The organism is Rhizobium sp. 1399 (assembly GCF_031455475.1).
In the GTDB taxonomy this organism is placed as follows: Bacteria; Pseudomonadota; Alphaproteobacteria; order Rhizobiales; family Rhizobiaceae; genus Rhizobium.
This window is the reverse complement of sequence record NZ_JAVDSU010000012.1, coordinates 47,550-66,752: the sequence shown is the minus strand read 5'-3', so window position 1 is coordinate 66,752 and position 19,203 is coordinate 47,550. Positions and strand designations below refer to the sequence as shown.

Sequence of the window (19,203 nt, the reverse complement as noted above, 5' to 3'; positions counted from 1 at the left end):
GGGTTCTTCATTTCATTCCGGGGGGAAACCGCACATGACAATTCAGTTTGGAATCAGACGCCTGTTGCGAACGCCTATGTCGTTCGTTTTGCTGGCAATAGCTTCGATGGCCATTCCGGCCGCACCGGAGGCCAGGGCCGCTTCCCTGACGGAAGAGGAGGCACGTGAAATCGGCATCGAAGCCTATGTCTATTTTTATCCGCTGATAACGATGGACATCACGCGCAAGCAGCTGACCAATATGGAACCGAAGGAGGGGTCGATCGGCGGTCCGGCCAACCGGTTCGCCAATGTCCGCGAATTTCCGGCTGCAGACATGAAGGCCGTGGTCCGGCCGAATTTCGACACGCTCTATTCGAGCGGCTGGCTTGATCTCACCAAGGAACCGGTGGTGGTTACCGCGCCGGATACCGGAGGCCGCTATTACCTCCTGCCGATGCTGGATATGTGGACGGATGTGTTTGCCGCGCCGGGCTGGCGAACGACCGGAACATCAGTCGGAAACTTCCTGATCGCGTCGCCCGGCTGGAGGCCCGAGCTTCGCGACACGTTCGGCGAATTCAAGCTGCCGGAGGGAACTGAACGGATCGACGCTCCGACGCCTTATGTCTGGATCATCGGCCGCACCAAAACCGATGGCCCTGATGACTACAATGCCGTTCACAAGATCCAGGACGGTTACAAGATCACGCCGCTGTCGCAATGGGGCAAAGGCGCCAAGCAGGCCGAGGTCAAAAAAAACCCTTCCATCGACATGAAGACGCCACCGAAGACGCAGGCCGATACAGCTTCGGCGGAAGATTATTTTGCTTACGCTGCCGAACTCTTGAAACTTCATCCGCCGCACAGCACCGATCAGCCGATCATTGCCCGCATGAAGCAGATCGGCATCGAGCCCGGCAAGAGCTTTGACCTGTCCAAGGCCGATCCCGTCGTCCAGAAAGCGCTGAAGACAGCGCCGCAGGATGCGCAGGCGCTCATGGGTTGGAAGCTGAAGACATTGGCACGGGTGGTCAATGGCTGGTCGATGAATACCGACACGATGGGCGTCTACGGCAATTACTACCTGAAACGGGCGATCGTGGCGCAACAGGGGCTTGGCGCCAATCTGCCTGAGGACGCCATCTATCCGCTGAACCTTGCGGATGAAAGCGGCAACGCGCTCAATGGACAAAGCAATTACACGCTCCATTTCGAAAAGGAGAATATTCCGCCGGTCAACGCCTTCTGGTCGGTCACTCTCTATGACAATGATGGGTTCCAGGTCGCCAATCCGCTCAATCGGTTCGCTGTCAGCAGCTGGATGCCGTTCCAGTTCAACGCCGACGGCTCGCTCGACCTCTATTTCCAGACGGAAAGTCCCGGCAAGGACAAGGAATGGAACTGGCTGCCGGCGCCGAACGGCCCCTACAATCTGACGATGAGGCTCTATGCGCCGAAGGGCAGCGCGCTGATCGGCAAGTGGAACCCGCCGCCGGTGACGCGTGCGGCGCCAGCAGCTCCGCTCGCGGCTCAGTGACAAAGCTAAGTGTGTCGGGCGTGCCATGATCCAAGCGCGCCCCGCCAAGCCTTTCTTTTCCATCGACAGTTCGGCCCGCATCGAAGCATTTCACGCCCGCAGCCGTTAAACAGGCGGTCGGTTTTGTACGCTGAGGAACGGTACTGCGATGGAAGAGACGGCGACGATGACAACAGAGCTGGCGCTGCTGCTGGCGCTTTCGACGCTCTGGGGAGCCTCCTACACCTTCATCAAGATCGGCGTCGAAACCATCCCGCCTGTGACGCTGGTGGCAGCACGGACGCTTGTCGCCGGCCTGCTGCTTCTCGCTATCATCCGCTGGCGCGGCCTCAAGATGCCGCGCGACCGGCAGACGTGGGTCTACTTTCTGGTCCAGGCCTGCCTGAACAGTGTGCTGCCTTTTACGCTGATCGCCTGGGCCGAGCGGACGACCAATGCCGGCCTTGCAGCAATCCTGAATTCCACGACGCCGATCTTTGCCTTTCTGATCACGGCGCTGATCACACGGCACGAGGTCCTCACAAGCCGCAAGCTGTTCGGTGTATCGGCGGGATTGATCGGAACCGCGCTGATCATCGGTATCGGAGCGCTTGACAGCATCGGAGATGCGCTCTGGGCGCAGCTCGCGATCGTGACCGCCACGATCTGCTATGCAGGCGCCGCGGTCTTCGGCCGGAATTTCAGGGGGCTCGATCCTATGATGCCGGCTGCCGGCTCGCTGATATCGGGGGCGGTAATCCTGATCCCGGTCAGCGTCATCGCCGATCGTCCCTGGACGTTGCAGCCGAGCCTGCATTCCGTCCTCGCTCTCCTTGCCCTCTCTGTCTTTTCGACGGCGCTTGCCTTTGTGATCTATTTCCGCCTCGTGCAGACGCTCGGTTCGGTCGGCGCCACGGCTCAGGCCTATCTGAGGGTACCGATCGGCGTTGCAATCGGTGTCGTCTTCCTCGGCGAAACGCTGTCCTCCACGGCAGGCCTTGGGCTTGCCTGCGTCATGGCCGGTGTCATTGCAATGACGCTGCCCACCCGAGCGCGGGTCCGCCAGGCGGTCTAATCCGCAATCGCTTGTTCGACAAAAATCGAAAATCGCCTGTTGTCATCGCGCTGTCATTAATGATGAGGATACGGGTCGGCGCAGTGGGGGAATATTGGCGTGGATGCAAAAGAAATGACCGATGAGAAGACGGCGGCTCCACCGGCAGGTACACCTGCGGAAGTGTTCGGCGCCTTCCTGAAGCTTGGCCTCACCTCGTTCGGCGGACCGATCGCGCATCTCGGCTATTTCCGCAACGAGCTCGTGACGCGTCGCAAATGGATCGACGAGAAGGGTTATGCCGATCTCGTCGCGCTCTGTCAGTTTCTTCCCGGTCCCGCATCGAGCCAGGTCGGCTTCGCCATGGGCCTGCTGCGCGGAGGGCCGCTGGGGGCGCTTGCGGCGTGGAGCGCATTCACGCTTCCGTCCGCGCTGATCCTCATCATATTCGCAACTGCCGCCACCGCGCTAGACAATCCTCTCGGACAGGGCCTGCTGCACGGATTGAAGCTCGTCGCCGTCGCTGTCGTAGCACAAGCCGTCTGGGGCATGGCACGATCGTTGACGCCCGACAAGCCGCGCGCAGGCATCGCGCTGGCCGCGGTTTTCATCGTGACATTGGGGGGAGCGTTCGGCCAGCTCGCAGCCATCGTGCTGGGTGCGGTTTCCGGGCTCGTGCTTTGTCGCGAGGCCGCCATCGAGCACAAGGCAAGTTTTTCGTTCGGTATATCGCGATCATCAGGCGTCACCTGCCTGCTGGCGTTCCTGCTCCTTCTGTTCGGACTGCCGCTTATCGTTTCCATCATGGATTGGCAGGGGCTGCGCCTCTTCGATGCCTTTTATCGCTCAGGCGCGCTGGTGTTTGGCGGCGGCCATGTTGTCCTGCCGCTGCTCGAGGCGGAGGTCGTGAGGCCGGGCTGGGTTTCGGAAAACGCCTTTCTCGCCGGTTACGGTGTCGCACAGGCCGTGCCTGGTCCGCTTTTCACGTTTTCGGCCTATCTCGGGGCGGTGATGGGGCCGGCTCCCAACGGTATCGCGGGCGCAGCCATCGCTCTGGCCGCCATCTTTCTGCCGGGCTTTCTGCTACTCGTCGGCACCCTGCCTTTCTGGGACAGGCTCAGCACTTATCCGCTGGCGCAGGCGGCCATGCGGGGCGCAAATGCCGCCGTGGTTGGCGTGCTGGGTGCCGCACTCTACAATCCGGTATGGACAAGCGCGGTCCTTACATCGGCTGATTTTGCTCTTGCCCTGTCGGGCTTCCTTCTGCTGGTGGTCTGGAAGGCGCCGCCATGGATCGTCGTGGTGCTGATGGCAGCAAGTGCGATCCTGCTGCAGCTTTCCGCCTGAACCGTATCGGGCCAGTCAATCCTTTGGCGACAAGGCGGCTTCTATCGCCGCCCATGCCATCAGGCCAAGCCTAGCATCCGCCGCATCGTTGCCGCCATGGGCGTGAAGGCTGGAGCGGGGCGTCGTCTCGCCTGGAAGCAGCACCCGATGGCCCGCCTCAGGGTCAACGACCAGTGACACCGGCCTGCGGCCTTTTTCACGCCGGCTGGCAAGCTCACGCGCAGACCTCTCCGAGGGCCAGAGTGCATCGTCTCCGCCAGCCACGAGGACGAGATCTGCGGTGGCCCTCTCGACGGGAATGCGCGCTCGCCACAAGGTTTGCTCGTCCGTATCCAGGCAGCTTTCGAAGAAGGAGCGATAGGACACCAACCCATCGCGATAGTCCCGTTGCCAGGCGGGATCGGCGGGGACGAATTCCAGTGGCTCTCCCTTCCAGGTCCAGGATGAACGTTCGGGCCATTCTCTGCCGTCCTTGCCAGGCCCGATATTGCCCCAGACAACCGAGCTCGGGCTGATCGCTATAACAGAGTTCACGCGCGCGTCCCGGGTGGCGACAAGCAAGGCCGCTTCCGCGCCTTTCGATGTCCCGACGAAGACGATGCGCCGGCATCCCCGCGAAATCAGGTAGTCCGTGGCGTCACAGAAGGTTTCCAGCGGGATTTCGCAGATGCCGGCCGATTGCCCCGTTGCGCCGAACCATTGCAGCGCTAGTGCTTTAGCACCTGCCTCGGCAAAGAGTTTAGCGCGATCGATGTCGACCCTGCCGCTGGAACCGCTGAGCACGACGACACCGGTCTCATTCGCGTCGGGCCGGGAGACGAATGCGCCGTTTACCCGGCCTTCGAGCCGTTCGATTTTGCAGCCGTCCATCGCTCTTGTTACCATGCTGACATCTTGTTGAATTATCGGATGGTTCTCGACTGTCACTGAGGACGGAGCCTATCATGGTCGAGCATGCGCGTGCAGGGGCCTCTTTCGAGGATGCCGATGTCGTCAGCAACTATCCTTACCGTCCGCCATATCCCGAGGCGATCTACGGGAAGTTGCTTGCCATCGCGCCTAAGCGCAGCTGTCTGCTGGATATAGGCTGCGGCCCCGGCAAGATTTCACGGCCGCTCTCGCGGCATTTCGAAAAGGTCATAGCCGTCGATCCCTCCCGCCACATGGTCGAGCTCGGTCAGAGCCTGGAGGAGGGGCGCGCACGCAATCTTCACTGGATCGTCGGTTTCGCCGAAGATGTCGATATCCCCGATCGTCCCGATCTCATCGTTGCCGCTGCCAGCATCCACTGGATGGATCACAAGCGCCTTTTCGCACGGCTGAAAACCTACGCCGCCGCCGATCACCGGGTGGCCGTCGTATCAGGAGATGCGCCTTTCCAACCGGCCTGGGAGGCGGGCTGGCAGTCTTTTCTCACCAGATGGGTTCCTGCCATAACGGGCGAGGCGTTCGATCCCATTGGCAAGCGAGAGGACTGGTCGGCCTACAAGGCGTTCCTCGACGTCGAAGGCTCCGAGCATTTCCACTCCGCTCCATTCGAGCAAAGCGTGGAAGACTTCATTCGCTGCCAGCATTCGCGCGATACGTTCGCGCCATCCCGTCTGGCCGGCAGGATGAACGAGTTCGACGGAGAGCTCGGCGAGATGCTGGCTCCCTATGCTCGCGAACGAAAACTGAGTTTCATCGTCCGGACGAAACTGGTCTGGGGCTCGATCAGGTTGTGATCTGCCTGTGCCCAAAACCGCAATCCGGCCGGTCAAGATGTTGAACCTCTAGGCCACTGCCATGATGACATGGGCCTGAATTTTGGCGGCAATCTCACCGTCGCCATGCCGGTCGGCAATCGCGGATGCGGCACAATCGGTCGCAACGTCCAGTTTTCCCGGGGCTCTGGCTTCGATTTCGCTCCGAAGGACTGTCCCGTGGCAATAGGCGAGGGCAGGAATCCGGGGCGAGGATGCGCGGCTTTGTTCGGCTTTCGTTTCGATCACCACATGGGAGAAACCTGCCTCTTCCAGCTCGGCGCGGATCAGCGCCTTGTCATGATAGCCGTGCGGCGTGCGGACCAGGAAGCGCGGCGGATCATCCGGAAACATCGTCGCAAGGGCATTCGTCACATCGTCGGCAAAAACATTCTCCTCGATGCGGTCCCATACGTTGAACAGGAAATGTCCGCCGGGCTTCAAGACACGCTTTGCTTCGCGGTAGCCGGATATGCGGTTCGGGAAGAACATCGCGCCGAACTGACAGCAGACGAGATCGAAGGCGGCATTTTCAAACGGCAGCGCCAGAGCATCCGCCTGGCGCCATTCCAGGCGACTATCGAAGCCTTGCTGCGAAGCGGCGTAGTCGAGCATCGGCTGGTTGAGATCGCTGATGATATAGCGTGCGCCCGACGACAGTTTCGGCGCCAGTGCGCGGGTGACGACCCCGGTGCCTGCTGCGGTTTCCAGAACGACGCCGGGAGACAGGGAAGCCGCTCTCCGGGCAAGATCCAAGGCGAAGGGCTCGAAAATCAGCGGCACCATATAGTGGTCGTAGTTTTCCGGGATCGAGCCGACGAACAGCTTGTCCTTTTCCAGCATTGTCGTCACCTTCCGCCGCCCAATAGGGCTTTAAGCACATCAGTTTCACTCCCGCTCACAGCCGCAGGCTTTCGTCCAGCCAAACCCGGAAGCCGCCGCGGAAGGCGTTGTCGTTGCTGCCACGCCGGCATTTGGGCGGCAGATCCTTCAGCTTTTCGACGTTGCCGCCACCGATGACGATATAGTCAGGCAGCAGGGCGGCAGCCAGGCGGTCGGCGACGTCGAAGACCGATTTTCGCCATCTGCCCTTACCGCGACCTTCCAGGCCGCGTTCGCCGACATAGTCCTCGAATGTCGCCTTCTTGTAGGGCATGTGCGCCAGTTCGAGCGGCATGCAGACGTTCTCGGCGATCATCGCCGAGCCGAGGCCCGTGCCGAGGCCAAGGAAGAGCATACGGCCGGCCTCGTAGCTGCCGATCGCCTGCATCAGCGCGTCGTTGACCATGCGCACGGGTTTGCCGAGGGCGTTTTCGAAATCGAAGCCCTTCCATCCCGGGCCGAGGTTGAACGGATCGGCCGCGGGGCGGTGGGCAGCGACGGGGCCGGGATAACCCATGGCGACGACATCATAGTGCCAGTCGGCGGTCAGATCGGTGAGGGCTGTCACCATCTTCGCCGCCGTCATCGCGCGCCCCGATACGACCGCACGTCTCTCGCTGCCGCTGCTGAGTTCCGCCTTCACGTGCGAGCCGCCGATATCGACGGCGAGCACGATGCGGCCGGCCGGCGCCGCAACCTTCGGCTTGGCTTGCTCACGCGTCTGCTTTTCTTCCATTGTGTCAGCCATGGCTGGCGCTCCTCTCCGGCTGTACCCTCATTCCTTCCCGCACTATTCTATAGAGCCCGCGCTATTCTATCGGGCGCAAGATCGTAGCCGGCTGTCAAGCCGGTATATTGCGGATCGCTTAATTTCATCTCAGGATGGCAGGGAAGACGAGCAAATAGAGCGGAGGAACAGCACTTGGCCTTTCCGACACGACCACCCGGTTCCGTCGAGCCGCCAGGTGCGCCGGGCATCGAGCCCCGATGGACGTCCAGCGACAAGAGTGCTGTTGGTACCGCCGTCAGTTCGGCGAGCTGCGTCTGGTTCACGGCAAGCCACGGCATCCTCAACGAGATCTACGCGCCACGGCTCGATATGGCCTGCGTGCGGGATTTCGGTTTCATCGTCACGGCTCCGGGCTATTTCTCCGAGGAGAAGCGCGACGCCGATCACAGCGTACAGGCGATCGAGGACGGCGTTCCGGCCTTCCGCCTCGTCAATACCGCCCGCGACGGGCGCTATCGCATCACCAAGACCATCTTTTCAGACCCTGAGCGCGAGGTGGTGCTGCAGGACATCTGCTTCGAGGCACTGATAGGCAATCTCTCAGACTACCGGCTGCATGCGCTTGTTGCCCCGCATCTCGTCAACGGCGGCGCCGACAACAACGGCTGGTACGATGATTTCAAGGGCAGGCAGATGCTGTTTGCCGAGGGTTCCGGACGGTCACTCGCCATTGCCGCTTCGGTGCCCTGGCTTGCGCGGTCAGTTGGCTATGTCGGCATCTCCGACGGCTGGCAGACGCTGTCGCGCGGCGAGGGGCTGAATGAGGAGTACAACTGCGCCACATCAGGCAATGTCGCGCTGTCAGGGACACTGGATATGCAGGCGGGCAAGGGCCAAGCTGACCAGGGAAGGGCGCTGATCGCCATCGGCTTCGGCACGCAGCCGGAGGAGGCTGCCCTGCGCACGCTGCTCAGCCTTCAGCAGGGCACGGAACCGGCGCTGAAACATTATCGCAGCGGCTGGCGGGAATGGCAGGCCGGCCTGCTTGCGCTCGACGAACCACATGATCCTGACAAGCTCAACCGTTACCGCGTCAGCACCGGCGTGCTTGCCACGCACCGCGATGATGCGTCCGGCGCCATCATCGCCAGCCTTTCCATCCCCTGGGGCTCCAGCAAAGGCGATGACGACCTTGGCGGTTATCATCTGGTGTGGACGCGCGATCTGGTGGAAACGGCGGGCGGTCTGCTTGCGGCCGGGGCCACAGCGGATGCACGCTCCGTGCTCGACTATCTCGCTGTCATCCAGGAAGCGGACGGCCATTGGGTGCAGAATGCCTGGCTCGACGGAAGGCCCTACTGGTACGGCATCCAGATGGATGAGACGGCCTTTCCCATCCTGCTCTATGACATGCTGCTGCGCTCAGGCGCGATCGATGCCTCGGAGAGGGGACGCTATCTGCCCATGGTCGAAGCGGCTGCGGGCTATATCGTCAGAAACGGCCCCGCCACCCAGGAGGATCGCTGGGAGGAGGATGCCGGCTACTCGCCGTTTACGCTCGCTGTGGAGATCGCCGGCCTGCTTGCAGCGGCCGATGCCGTGGAAGCGGCGGGGCGGCTGGATGCGGCGCACTATCTGCGCGAGGTCGCCGACGGCTGGAACGAGCGCATCGAGGAATGGACCTACGCCACCGATACCGAACTGTCGCGCCGTCTCGGCGTCGAAGGCTATTATGTGCGCATCGCCTCGGCGACCGATGGCAGCCTGTCACTGCGGCGTGACTTCATTCCGATCCGCAATCGGGACGATCTCGGCGAGGTGCTTGAAGCGGACCTGCTGATAAGCCCGGATGCGCTGGCGCTGGTGCGCTTCGGCCTCCGCGCCGCCGACGACCCGCGCATGCTCGGCACAGTCGCGGCAATCGATGCGGAGTTGCGCCGCGACCTTCCGGCCGGTCCCTACTGGTATCGCTACAATGACGACGGCTATGGCGAGCGCATCGGCGGTGCGCCCTTTGCCGGCAGCGGTGTCGGCAGGCTCTGGCCGCTCTTGACCGGCGAGCGCGCTCATTATGAACTCGCCGCCGGGCGAGCGGACGAAGCGCAGCGGATGCTTGCTGCGCTGGAAGCTTCGGCAAGCGAAGGTGGGCTCTTGCCTGAACAGATCTGGGACAGCGAAGACGTGCCGCAGCGCGAGCTTTTCCTCGGCCGACCCTCGGGCAGCGCCATGCCGCTCGTCTGGGCGCATGCCGAACATATCAAGCTGCTGCGCTCGCTGCGCGACGGCGTGATCTTCGACATGCCGCCCCAGACCTTTGCCCGCTATGTCGCAGCAAAGCCGGCGCCGGCACCGTTCTCCTGGCGGCTGACGGCCCGACGCGACCAGATGCAGGCGGGCCGGCGGCTCCGCATCGAACTGCCCGAGCCTGCTCTGGTACGCTGGTCCACCGACGGCTGGGCAAGCGCCGCCGACAGCCCATGCCACGACACCGGCTTCGGCACTCATGTCTTCGACCTGCCGACGCAGGCGCTCGGCCCCGGCATGATCGACTTCACGATCTTCTGGAAGGATGCGCAGCGCTGGGAGGGTGTGGATTTTCAAATTGAGGTGGTTTGAGGCGGGACCCATTTCCGCCAGTCTCGCGGAATTCCAGCCAATAAGAAAAGCGGCCGTTTCCGGCCGCTAAAGGGATTTGTTCCAATTTCTCTGTATTTCCGGAAAAACTTGGGATCCGGTCAGAGGCCAGCCCCAGGGGATCAGGACTTGTAGATCAGCCAGCTCTTGGTGAATTCTTTCTGCATTCCGTCCTCATAGACGACGGTGCAGTTGCGGCCGGCGTTTTTGGCGCTGTAAAGCGCGATATCGCTCTTGGAGTAGAGTTCGCCGGCATCGTCGGCGTGCGAGGCCATGCAGATGCCGATGGAGACAGTGACCGGGCCATAATTGACGCGGGTACGGGAATTCTTGAAGGGGGTGGATTCCAGCGTCCGGCGAATGCGCTCGGCGACCGCCGTCACTTCGTCCAGCGTGTTGCCGTCGATGATGAGCGCGAATTCCTCGCCGCCGGTGCGGGCGACGAAAACATCGCGCCGGACATTGGTGCGGATGACGGAGGCGACCGTCGCCAGAACCTTGTCGCCGACCGGATGGCCGTAGGTATCGTTGATCTTCTTGAAATTGTCGATGTCGGCCAAGAGCAGGGCGGTCACCGGGCGCAACGCCGGATTATTGAAGACGGCGGCCAGCCGGTCGTCGAAGGCGCGGCGGTTGGATAGGCGTGTCAGCGAGTCGGTATTGGCGATGCGCTTGTATTCGTCGAGTTCCTTGCGGACCTGGTCCATCTCCTGCGAGCGCTGGACCATGTCTTCGACAGTCTTTTCGCCGTGGGTGATCGTATCGCCGGTTGCCTGGGTGAGCAGGTCAATGGCGTTTTCGATGAGATCGGCGCTCATCGTGCTCTTGGAGCTGATGCGCTTGCAGGTTTCGTTCAGCAGCCGGTTATAGCTTTCGAGCGAGGTCTGCTCCTGGCGCAGCACGCGCAGCAGGCCTTCCAGCTCGCCGGCAATGCGGCTGTGGGCATCATCGAAGATCTTGGCTGGTGCAGTGTGGGAGCAATGCTGGGTGCCGAGAGCGTCGAGCTCGGCCTGCGTCGCCTGGCTACCGAGCGCAGCAAGGTCACGGGTGAGCGCCGGGTTGGAGCCAATATAGGCCTCGTAGAAGAGTTCGTAATTGCGGGGAATTGGTGCAACGCCCATGGAGCGCATGGCATAGGTGATCTGACCCGCCACATCGGGAACCTGCACCTTGGGCGCAACGGCCGTATTCATTCCGGCAACTCCTCATCCAATTCTTAAGCAATCTTCTATTTGTTATCTTAGATTTCTTGGGAAATGATTAAAGCGACATATACCAAAGATTACATACGATAAGTTTGATGGGCATCAATACTACGATCAGCCCTATGATTTTTCTCAAATATTTGTAAGTTCGACTGTAACGGAGACACCTCTTATGCGCGAGGTGCTCCAAAAAAGTTCAATCGTTTTCTCTTTTCAGGGATTGTTTTCGTTTTGTTGACGGTCGGTATCTTTGGTCTGGTCTACTGGCGGGCAGGGCGAGGCGACAGATTCTGTCTCAAGAGACCGGATTTATGGGGATCGGATCGCGGTCCCCTGTCGAAGGCATGAGATTATGGAATCGCCTCGCCACACTTCTCCCGCCATACTTGCGCTCGCCATCATTGCCGGCTGCGCTTTTCTTTTACAGCAGACTGGCTTCTTCAACGGCATCTTCAGCACGGATATCCTCGCCAGCGTAGAGGCGGAGGATATTCTCAGTGCATCCGATATCGCCGCCATGGAAAGACCCGTAGTTCAGCCCATGACGGCGGCCAGTATCGATCCCGCCGAGACGGCTTCGGTGCGATAGCCAGCAGCCCCAAGTCTCAGCCGAGGTTCAGCTCCTGGAAGAAGTCGTTGCCCTTGTCGTCGATGACGATGAAGGCCGGGAAGTCTTCCACCTCTATCTTCCAGACGGCTTCCATGCCGAGTTCGGGATATTCCAGCACATCGACCTTGCGGATGCAGTCCTGCGCCAGGCGGGCGGCCGGGCCGCCGATGGAACCGAGATAGAAGCCCTGATGCTTCTTGCAGGCTTCGCGCACGGCGCGCGAACGGTTGCCCTTGGCGAGCATCACCATCGAGCCGCCGAAGGACTGGAACTGGTCGACATAGGAATCCATGCGGCCGGCGGTGGTCGGGCCGAAGGAGCCGGACGCGTAACCGGCGGGCGTCTTGGCCGGGCCGGCATAATAGACCGGGTGATTCTTCATATAGTCCGGCATGCCTTCGCCCTTTTCGAGCCGTTCGCGGATCTTTGCATGGGCGAGATCGCGGGCGACGATGATCGTGCCCGATAGCGACAGGCGCGTCTTGACCGGATGCTTGGAAAGTTCGGCGAGAATATCGGCCATCGGCTGGTTCAGATCGACACGCACGACGGATTCGGAGAGCTTCGCCTCGTCGATATCGGGCATGTACTTGGACGGATCGGTTTCCAGCTGCTCGATGAAGATGCCGTCGCGGGTGATCTTGCCCTTGGCCTGGCGATCGGCGGAACAGGAAACGCCGAGGCCGATCGGCAGCGAGGCGCCGTGGCGGGGCAGGCGGATGACGCGCACGTCATGACAGAAATACTTGCCGCCGAACTGGGCGCCGACACCGAGGCTCTGCGTCAGCTTGTGGATCTCCTTTTCCATCTCGATGTCGCGGAAGGCATGGCCGTTTTCGGAGCCTTCGGTCGGCAGTTCGTCGAGGTAGCGGGTGGAGGCGAGCTTGACGGTCTTCAGGTTCATCTCGGCCGAGGTGCCGCCGATGACGATCGCCAGATGGTAGGGGGGACAGGCTGCCGTACCTAACGTGAGGATCTTCTCCTTGAGGAAGTCCAGCATGCGGTCATGCGACAGGAGCGAGGGCGTGCCCTGGAAGAGAAAGGTCTTGTTGGCCGAGCCGCCGCCCTTGGCGACGAAGAGGAAGTCGTAGCTATCGGTGCCTTCCTCATAGATATCGATCTGCGCCGGCAGATTGTTCTTGGTGTTCTTCTCCTCGAACATCTTGATGGGGGCGAGCTGCGAATAGCGCAGGTTCTTCTTTTCATAAGCGTCGAGCACGCCCTTCGAGAGCGCCGCCGTATCGCCGCCTTCGGTCCACACACGGCGACCCTTCTTGCCCATGATGATCGCCGTGCCCGTATCCTGGCACATGGGCAGCACGCCGCCGGCGGCGATATTGGCATTCTTCAGGAGGTCATAGGCCACGAAACGGTCATTGTCGGTCGCTTCCGGATCGTCGAGGATCGAGGCGAGCTGCTTCAGATGGCCGGGGCGCAGCAGATGGTTGATGTCGGCGAAGGCGGTTTCGGCGAGCAGGCGGATGCCCTCAGGGTCGACCGTCAGAATCTCCTGACCCTTGAAGCTGTCGACCGAGACATAGTCGCTGCTGATCTTGCGGTAAGGGGTGGTGTCGGCGCCGAGGGGGAAGAGATCGTCAGCCATCGAAGTGACCTTTCTGGTGGGATAGTTTGGAACCGGTCTAAAACTGGTGGATGGCAAAATCAATTGGCGAGGGCGGGGGATTAGCGGCAAAAATGACGCGTCTCCTCCCCCCTCATCCCTGTGCTTGTCACAGGGATCCAGCAGCCGCGTGTCCACGCGGCGCGGGACTCCCAGCCCTACGGCACCTCAAGTTATGCCGAAATATAGCGCATCGTTGAGACCCGGATTGTGCCGGTTCTGTTGTTTAAGAGTCTTTTCGGCTTGCAGACGCAAGCCGGCTGGATCCCTGTGACAAGCACAGGGATGAGGGAGGAGAGGGAGACGCCGAGCCTCTACGGCAGCAGATAAGGCAAGTGTCTTTGCCGCGTTCCCCAAATAGAAAAGGCCGGCTAAGCCGGCCCTTTCATGCTTCAAACCAACCCAATCACTTCGGACTGATCATCGTCTCCGGCCGCACGATCGCGTCATACTCTTCCGACGTCACCAGCCCACTCGCCAGCGCCTCTTCCTTCAGCGTCGTACCATTCTTGTGTGCCGTCTTGGCGATCTTGGCGGCGGCATCGTAGCCGATCTTGGGGGCAAGGGCGGTCACCAGCATCAGCGAGCGTTCGAGGCCGGCCTTGATATTGTCTTCGCGGGCCTCGATGCCGACGACGCAATTGTCGGTGAAGGAGACGGCTGCATCGCCGAGAAGCTGCACCGACTGCAGGAAGTTATAGGCCATCATCGGATTGTAGACGTTGAGCTCGAAATGGCCCTGGCTGTCGGCAAAGGTGAGGGCCGCGTGGTTGCCGAAGACATGGATGCAGACTTGTGTGAGCGCCTCGCACTGGGTCGGGTTCACCTTGCCGGGCATGATCGAGGAGCCGGGCTCGTTTTCGGGCAGGGCCAGTTCGCCGAGGCCGGCGCGCGGGCCGGAGCCGAGAAGGCGGATGTCGTTGGCGATCTTGAAGAGAGCGGCCGCCGCCGCATTGATCGCGCCATGGGCGAAGACCATCGAATCATGCGAGGCGAGCGCCTCGAACTTGTTCGGCGCGGTCACGAAAGGCATGTGGGTGATTTCGGCGATCTCTTCGGCAACCTTCTCAGCGAACCCGACCGGCGCATTCAGGCCGGTGCCGACGGCGGTGCCGCCCTGGGCGAGTTCGCAGAGGCCGGGCAGGGTCATTTCGATACGCTTGATGGCGGAGCCCACCTGCGCGGCGTAGCCGGAAAACTCCTGGCCTAGCGTCAGCGGCGTCGCATCCTGCGTGTGCGTGCGGCCGATCTTGATGATGTGGCTGAACTCGGTGACCTTCATGTCGAGGGCGGCATGCAGGTGCTTCAGCGAAGGCAGTAGGTGATGGGCGACCTGTTCGGCGCAGGCGATGTGCATGGCCGTTGGGTAGGTATCGTTCGACGACTGGCTCATATTAACGTGATCGTTCGGGTGCACCGGCTTCTTGGAACCCATGACACCGCCGAGCATTTCTATGGCACGATTGGAGATCACCTCATTGGCGTTCATGTTGGACTGTGTGCCGGAACCGGTCTGCCAGACGACCAGCGGGAAATGGTCGTTCAGCTTGCCGTCGATCACTTCCTGGGCGGCATCCACGATGGACTTGCCGATGTTGGAATCGAGCTGGCCGAGCGCCATGTTGGCACGCGCCGCCGCCTGCTTGACGATGCCGAGCGCACGCACGATCGAGAGCGGCTGCTTTTCCCAACCGATCTTGAAATTGCCGAGAGAACGCTGCGCCTGCGCGCCCCAGTAACGGTCGCTGGCGACTTCGATCGGGCCAAATGTATCGGTTTCGGTGCGGGTGGAACTCATGGCTTCGTGCCTTCCTGTCACATGCTGTTAAGAGCAGTCTTTGAAGATGAGGGACTTATAGGGTGGAAAGCTTTCCAAGAAAACCGGAGGTTATGCGAAATATTGAAGACGGATCTCAAGTTTTGCATCGCCATTCAGGCGCTGTAAGGCCGTGTTTTTTCGGCCACGCCGGGAAATTAATGCAAAGAGTGGCAGAAAGCGCCCTTTCTCCTGGTGGAAAATTCGGTAAAAAATTAACTAATAATTTCATAATTTTGTGTGAACTGCTGCACGGCGCTTGCGTTCGACCCCGTCACACAAAGTTGAGCCTGAAAGCGCTGGCGGCGCAGTCCGATTTCTGATGAATGGGCCGCAGCTGCCGGGAATTTCTGGAAGAATTGATCAGAGCCTTTTTGCTCGACAACAGCATGGTACTGGGACTGGAAAACAAGATGAAATTCGTTTTGAAAAGCGCGGTTTCCGCATTGGCACTTTCCTGTGTGATGGGCGCGGTTCCTGCGCATGCCTATACGCTGATGGACATGCTCCGCGGCGACCGGGCAAGAAGCGGCCAGAGCACGATCATCATGGATCCTTCGGCTCCGGTTCGCGGCAATCGTAACGGCCTTGGCGGCGATATCGATCCGGAAGCCGCGATGCCGAAGGTTTCCAGCCCGCGCTACTACACCTACAAGGCTGAAACGCTGCAGCTCGTCGATACGACGAAGTTTGCCGATCCTGTCGTCACCGGCGCAGTCGCCGACGTCTCCGGCTCGGCCACGACCGACGGTGCTCCACAGCGCCACTTCCTGACGGAAGCCAAGGTTCGCGCCAATGCCGATATCGCCAAAGCCCTGCAGGCCTATTACGGTGACGGCAAGAACCCGCTGGTCTGGGTTTCCAGCGATGGCATTAATGATCACGGCAAGGCGGCCCTTAGCGTGCTCGCCGATGCTGCAAGCGTCGGCCTCGATCCGGCCGATTATGCCGTGTCCGAACCGACCATCGATCCAGCCAATCCGGATCCCGATGTCCGCGACCGGGCGCTGACGCAATTCGAACTGGCGCTTTCCTCCAAGGTTCTCGCCTATGTGCAGGACACCACGCGCGGCCGCGTCGACCCCAACAAGCTCTCCGGTTATCATGATTTTCAGCGCAAGGTCGTCAAGCTCGATCCGGTGCTGAAGCTCTCTCGCATGAGCCCTGACGTCGCTGCCTATCTCAACAGCCGCAACCCCGACAGCACGCAGTTCCTGGCGCTGAAGGCCGAGCTCGCCAAGCTGCGCGCCGTCGACGGTGGCAATGAAGCGCCGATCACCATTTCGCTTACTTCCCTGCTGCGCCCGGGCGACAGCTCGCCGGAAGTCGCCAACATCGTCAAGGCGATCCAGAAGAATGGTTCGGAAGAGCTGAAGACCGCGCATGCGGCCACCTTCTCGGCCTATACCGGCAGCAGCGACTATTCGCCCGAGATCGTGTCACTGGTCGAGGACTTCCAGAAGGAACATGGCCTGAAGCCCGATGGCGTCATCGGCCAGGCGACCGTGCGCACCATGACCGGCGGCGACAGCAACGGCTCCAAGATCGACAAGCTCGTCGTTGCAATGGAGCAGTCGCGCTGGTTGCCTGATGATCTCGGCCCGCGCTATGTAATGATCAACCAGCCGGCCTTCATGGCCTATTACTATAACGACTCCAAGCAGCAGCTTGCGATGCGCACCGTCGTCGGCGGCAAGAACAACCAGACCTATTTCTTCGACGATGAAATCGAGACGGTCGAGTTCAACCCGTTCTGGGGCGTGCCGCAGTCGATCATCATCAACGAGATGCTGCCGAAGCTGCGCTCCGACCCGAACTATCTGGACCAGATGGGCTACGAGGTCGAAGTCGGCGGCCGTGCCGTTCCGTCTTCCAGCGTCGACTGGTATGGCTCGACGCAGAACATCTCGGTCCGCCAGCCGCCGAGCAGCGACAATGCGCTGGGTGAACTGAAGATCCTGTTCCCGAACAGCCATGCCATCTACATGCACGACACGCCCTCGAAGAGCTTCTTCAAGCGTGACATGCGTGCGCTGAGCCACGGCTGCGTGCGCCTGGCGGACCCGCGCGCCATGGCGGCCGCCGTTCTCGGCACGACGGTGGATGATGTGGCGAAGCAGATTGCTACCGGCCAGAACCATGCCGTGAAGGTGCCGCAGAAGATCCCGGTCTATGTGTCCTATTTCACGGCATGGCCGAACAAGGATGGCGTGATCGAGTATTTCGACGACGTCTATGGCCGCGATGCCTATGTCGACAAGGCATTCGATGTGACGACGAAGTCGCGTGAGGCGCAGATCTGACGCCAAGCGTTTGACTGGTAATTTGAACGGGCGGTCTTTGGGTCGCCCGTTTTGTTTTTGGGTGTTTGCCTACGGGAAATATGAGGAGAGGGGTCGTGACTGCAGATGCATCAACCCGATCGCCAACCCTCAGACAATAGCAACCTTCGCCGCAGAACCGTTCAGCAGACTCTCCACCAGTTCCGGCGTCAGTTCATCGAAATGCGTGATGATCACGTCAGGATCGAGGCTCGACACCGGCACATCCGAATAGCCGAAGGGTACGGCGATCGCCGGCACACCGGCATTCCTCGCCACCGCAATATCATTGACACTGTCACCGATCATCACGGCGCGGGCAACATCGCCGCCGGCGCGTTCAATCGTGCCGGTCAGATGCCGCGCGTCGGGCTTGCGGTATTCAAACGTATCACCGCCGGTGATCGCGTCGAAATAATGCGTCAGCCCGAGCTTCTCCAGGAGTACGGTCGCGAGCCCTTCCATCTTGTTGGTGCAGACGGCGAGCGCATAGCCCGATGCCTTCAGGCTATCCATCGCGGCGACGAGACCGGGGTAGGGCTCGGTATGGCCCGGCATGTTTGCGCTATAATGGGCCACGAAACGCTCCACCAGTGCCGGCAGCTCTTCCTGCGAGATCGGGCGGCCCTGCAGCTTGCAGGCGCGCTCGATCATCACACGGGCGCCCTGGCCGACCAGGTGCGTCAGGTCGTCATAGGTGACGGGCTTAAGATTGAGCGCTGCGATCGTGTAGTTCAGGCTTTCGACCAGATCGACATGGGTGTCGAGCAGCGTACCGTCGAGATCGAAGACAACAAGGGCCCTATTCTGGGGAAGAGCTTGGCGGGCATTTTCGGGAGCGGGGGTCAAAGTGATGCCTCTTTGCGGGGTAGGATCATCCGGGAGTAGGCGATGAACAGGCGAAAAGCAACGCCAGGACGGCTGATAGAAAAGTCGCAGCCGAAACGCGTGGCTTTCAATCGCAGGACGATGATTTTGGCTTTCGTTTGCAATACGAGCCGTGTAAACAGCACATCCAACGCAATATCAGGAGCTGGCGGCGCATGGATGCCCGCGAAATGAAGATCAAGGCCGCTGAGGCCGCGCTTGTCCATGTTGAGTACGGCATGCGCCTCGGAATCGGGACGGGAAGCACGGCGGAAGAATTCGTCCGTCTGCTCGCCGAAAGGGTTGCAGCCGGTTTCAAGGTGGAGGGCGTTCCGACGTCCGAGCGCACCGCGCGGCTCTGCGTCGAACTCGGCGTTCCCCTGAAATCGCTGGATGAGCTGCCACAGCTCGATCTCACCATCGACGGCGCCGACGAAGTCGATGCGGGCTTGCGGCTCATCAAGGGTGGCGGCGGTGCGCTGTTGCGCGAAAAGATCGTCGCTGCAGCCTCGACTCGGATGATCGTCATTGCCGACGAAAGCAAGCTGGTGCAGACGCTCGGCGCCTTCGCGCTGCCGATCGAAGTCAATCCATTCGGTCTCGTTTCGACGCGCATCGCGATCGAAAGGACCGCCTCGCGCCTTGGTCTCTCCGGCGAACTGACGTTGCGTCAGTCCGGTGACGGAGAGTTTACCACTGATGGCGGACATCACATCATCGATGCATCTTTTGGCCGCATTCCTGATGCAGAGGCGCTTTCGAGGGAACTGAATTCCATACCCGGTGTCGTGGAGCACGGGCTTTTCATCAACATGGCGGCGCTTGCGATCATTGCCGGTCCTGCAGGCGCCCGCACGCTGCAGGCAAACAGATAAC

17 protein-coding genes are annotated in these 19,203 nt (G+C 60.9%); 9 read left to right on the top strand and 8 right to left on the bottom strand.

Annotated features, from left to right (window positions below; translation table 11 throughout):
* The first annotated feature begins 76 nt into the window (after positions 1-76).
* From J2X71_RS29055 to chrA, 3 genes are all read left to right on the top strand, one after another.
* Positions 77-1,519, top strand: coding sequence for a DUF1254 domain-containing protein (locus tag J2X71_RS29055; protein WP_310387694.1), 1,443 nt, complete (start codon positions 77-79; stop codon positions 1,517-1,519).
* Between the two features lie 166 nt (positions 1,520-1,685).
* Positions 1,686-2,573 (top strand): EamA family transporter, encoded by an 888-nt coding sequence (locus J2X71_RS29050; RefSeq protein WP_310387692.1) that lies wholly within the window; start codon positions 1,686-1,688, stop codon positions 2,571-2,573.
* A gap of 114 nt (positions 2,574-2,687) precedes the next feature.
* A complete protein-coding gene (gene chrA, locus J2X71_RS29045; protein ID WP_310387689.1) occupies positions 2,688-3,899 on the top strand; it encodes a chromate efflux transporter in 1,212 nt (403 codons plus the stop codon).
* Positions 3,900-3,914: 15 nt separating this feature from the next.
* On the opposite strand, the gene J2X71_RS29040 is transcribed toward chrA, so the two are convergent.
* Positions 3,915-4,784 carry an acyl-CoA thioester hydrolase/BAAT C-terminal domain-containing protein gene (locus tag J2X71_RS29040; protein WP_405049767.1) on the bottom strand — a complete coding sequence of 290 codons (870 nt, stop codon included), beginning with the start codon at positions 4,782-4,784 and terminating at the stop codon, positions 3,915-3,917.
* A gap of 59 nt (positions 4,785-4,843) precedes the next feature.
* Between J2X71_RS29040 and J2X71_RS29035 the strand changes: the two genes are divergently transcribed.
* Positions 4,844-5,623, top strand: a complete 780-nt coding sequence (locus J2X71_RS29035) for a trans-aconitate 2-methyltransferase (RefSeq protein ID WP_113323472.1) — start codon at positions 4,844-4,846, stop codon at positions 5,621-5,623.
* A 48-nt stretch (positions 5,624-5,671) separates the two neighbouring features.
* Here the strand turns inward: J2X71_RS29035 and J2X71_RS29030 are convergent, their stop codons facing one another.
* Together J2X71_RS29030 and J2X71_RS29025 are read right to left on the bottom strand one after the other, a co-directional pair.
* On the bottom strand, positions 5,672-6,484 hold the full coding sequence (locus J2X71_RS29030) for a class I SAM-dependent methyltransferase (RefSeq protein ID WP_310387686.1): 813 nt from the start codon (positions 6,482-6,484) through the stop codon (positions 5,672-5,674).
* Between the two features lie 55 nt (positions 6,485-6,539).
* Complete coding sequence (locus J2X71_RS29025; RefSeq protein ID WP_310387685.1) at positions 6,540-7,271, bottom strand: ROK family protein; 732 nt, start codon at positions 7,269-7,271, stop codon at positions 6,540-6,542.
* A 174-nt stretch (positions 7,272-7,445) separates the two neighbouring features.
* Here J2X71_RS29025 and J2X71_RS29020 point away from each other — a divergent pair, with 174 nt between their 5' ends.
* Complete coding sequence (locus J2X71_RS29020) at positions 7,446-9,869, top strand: glucan 1,4-alpha-glucosidase (protein ID WP_310387683.1); 2,424 nt, start codon at positions 7,446-7,448, stop codon at positions 9,867-9,869.
* Positions 9,870-10,009: 140 nt separating this feature from the next.
* On the opposite strand, the gene J2X71_RS29015 is transcribed toward J2X71_RS29020, so the two are convergent.
* Positions 10,010-11,080, bottom strand: coding sequence for a diguanylate cyclase domain-containing protein (locus J2X71_RS29015; protein WP_310387681.1), 1,071 nt, complete (start codon positions 11,078-11,080; stop codon positions 10,010-10,012).
* 364 nt (positions 11,081-11,444) lie between these two features.
* On the opposite strand from J2X71_RS29015, the gene J2X71_RS29010 reads away from it, so the two are divergent.
* Entirely contained in the window at positions 11,445-11,681 is a 237-nt protein-coding gene (locus tag J2X71_RS29010) for a hypothetical protein (protein ID WP_310387680.1), read from the top strand.
* Positions 11,682-11,697: 16 nt separating this feature from the next.
* Here J2X71_RS29010 and J2X71_RS29005 read toward each other — a convergent pair whose 3' ends face one another.
* The gene (locus tag J2X71_RS29005; RefSeq protein ID WP_113323466.1) at positions 11,698-13,305 is read right to left on the bottom strand and encodes a fumarate hydratase; all 1,608 of its coding nucleotides are present in this window, start codon (positions 13,303-13,305) and stop codon (positions 11,698-11,700) included.
* A 424-nt stretch (positions 13,306-13,729) separates the two neighbouring features.
* Positions 13,730-15,121: a class II fumarate hydratase gene (gene fumC, locus J2X71_RS29000; RefSeq protein WP_310387677.1), complete on the bottom strand. Its 1,392-nt coding sequence runs from the start codon at positions 15,119-15,121 to the stop codon at positions 13,730-13,732.
* A gap of 92 nt (positions 15,122-15,213) precedes the next feature.
* On the opposite strand from fumC, the gene J2X71_RS28995 reads away from it, so the two are divergent.
* The gene (locus J2X71_RS28995) at positions 15,214-15,462 is read left to right on the top strand and encodes a hypothetical protein (RefSeq protein ID WP_310387676.1); all 249 of its coding nucleotides are present in this window, start codon (positions 15,214-15,216) and stop codon (positions 15,460-15,462) included.
* 90 nt (positions 15,463-15,552) lie between these two features.
* A complete protein-coding gene (locus J2X71_RS28990) occupies positions 15,553-17,442 on the top strand; it encodes a murein L,D-transpeptidase (RefSeq protein ID WP_310387673.1) in 1,890 nt (629 codons plus the stop codon).
* 129 nt (positions 17,443-17,571) lie between these two features.
* Here the strand turns inward: J2X71_RS28990 and J2X71_RS28985 are convergent, their stop codons facing one another.
* Entirely contained in the window at positions 17,572-18,309 is a 738-nt protein-coding gene (locus tag J2X71_RS28985) for an HAD family hydrolase (protein WP_310387671.1), read from the bottom strand.
* Positions 18,306-18,554, bottom strand: coding sequence for a hypothetical protein (locus tag J2X71_RS28980; protein WP_310388032.1), 249 nt, complete (start codon positions 18,552-18,554; stop codon positions 18,306-18,308). The genes J2X71_RS28985 and J2X71_RS28980 overlap by 4 nt, the downstream gene beginning before the upstream one ends.
* On the opposite strand from J2X71_RS28980, the gene rpiA reads away from it, so the two are divergent.
* Positions 18,504-19,202, top strand: a complete 699-nt coding sequence (rpiA, locus tag J2X71_RS28975) for a ribose-5-phosphate isomerase RpiA (RefSeq protein ID WP_310387669.1) — start codon at positions 18,504-18,506, stop codon at positions 19,200-19,202. The two genes, J2X71_RS28980 and rpiA, sit on opposite strands and share 51 nt — an antisense overlap.
* Position 19,203: the final 1 nt, after the last annotated feature.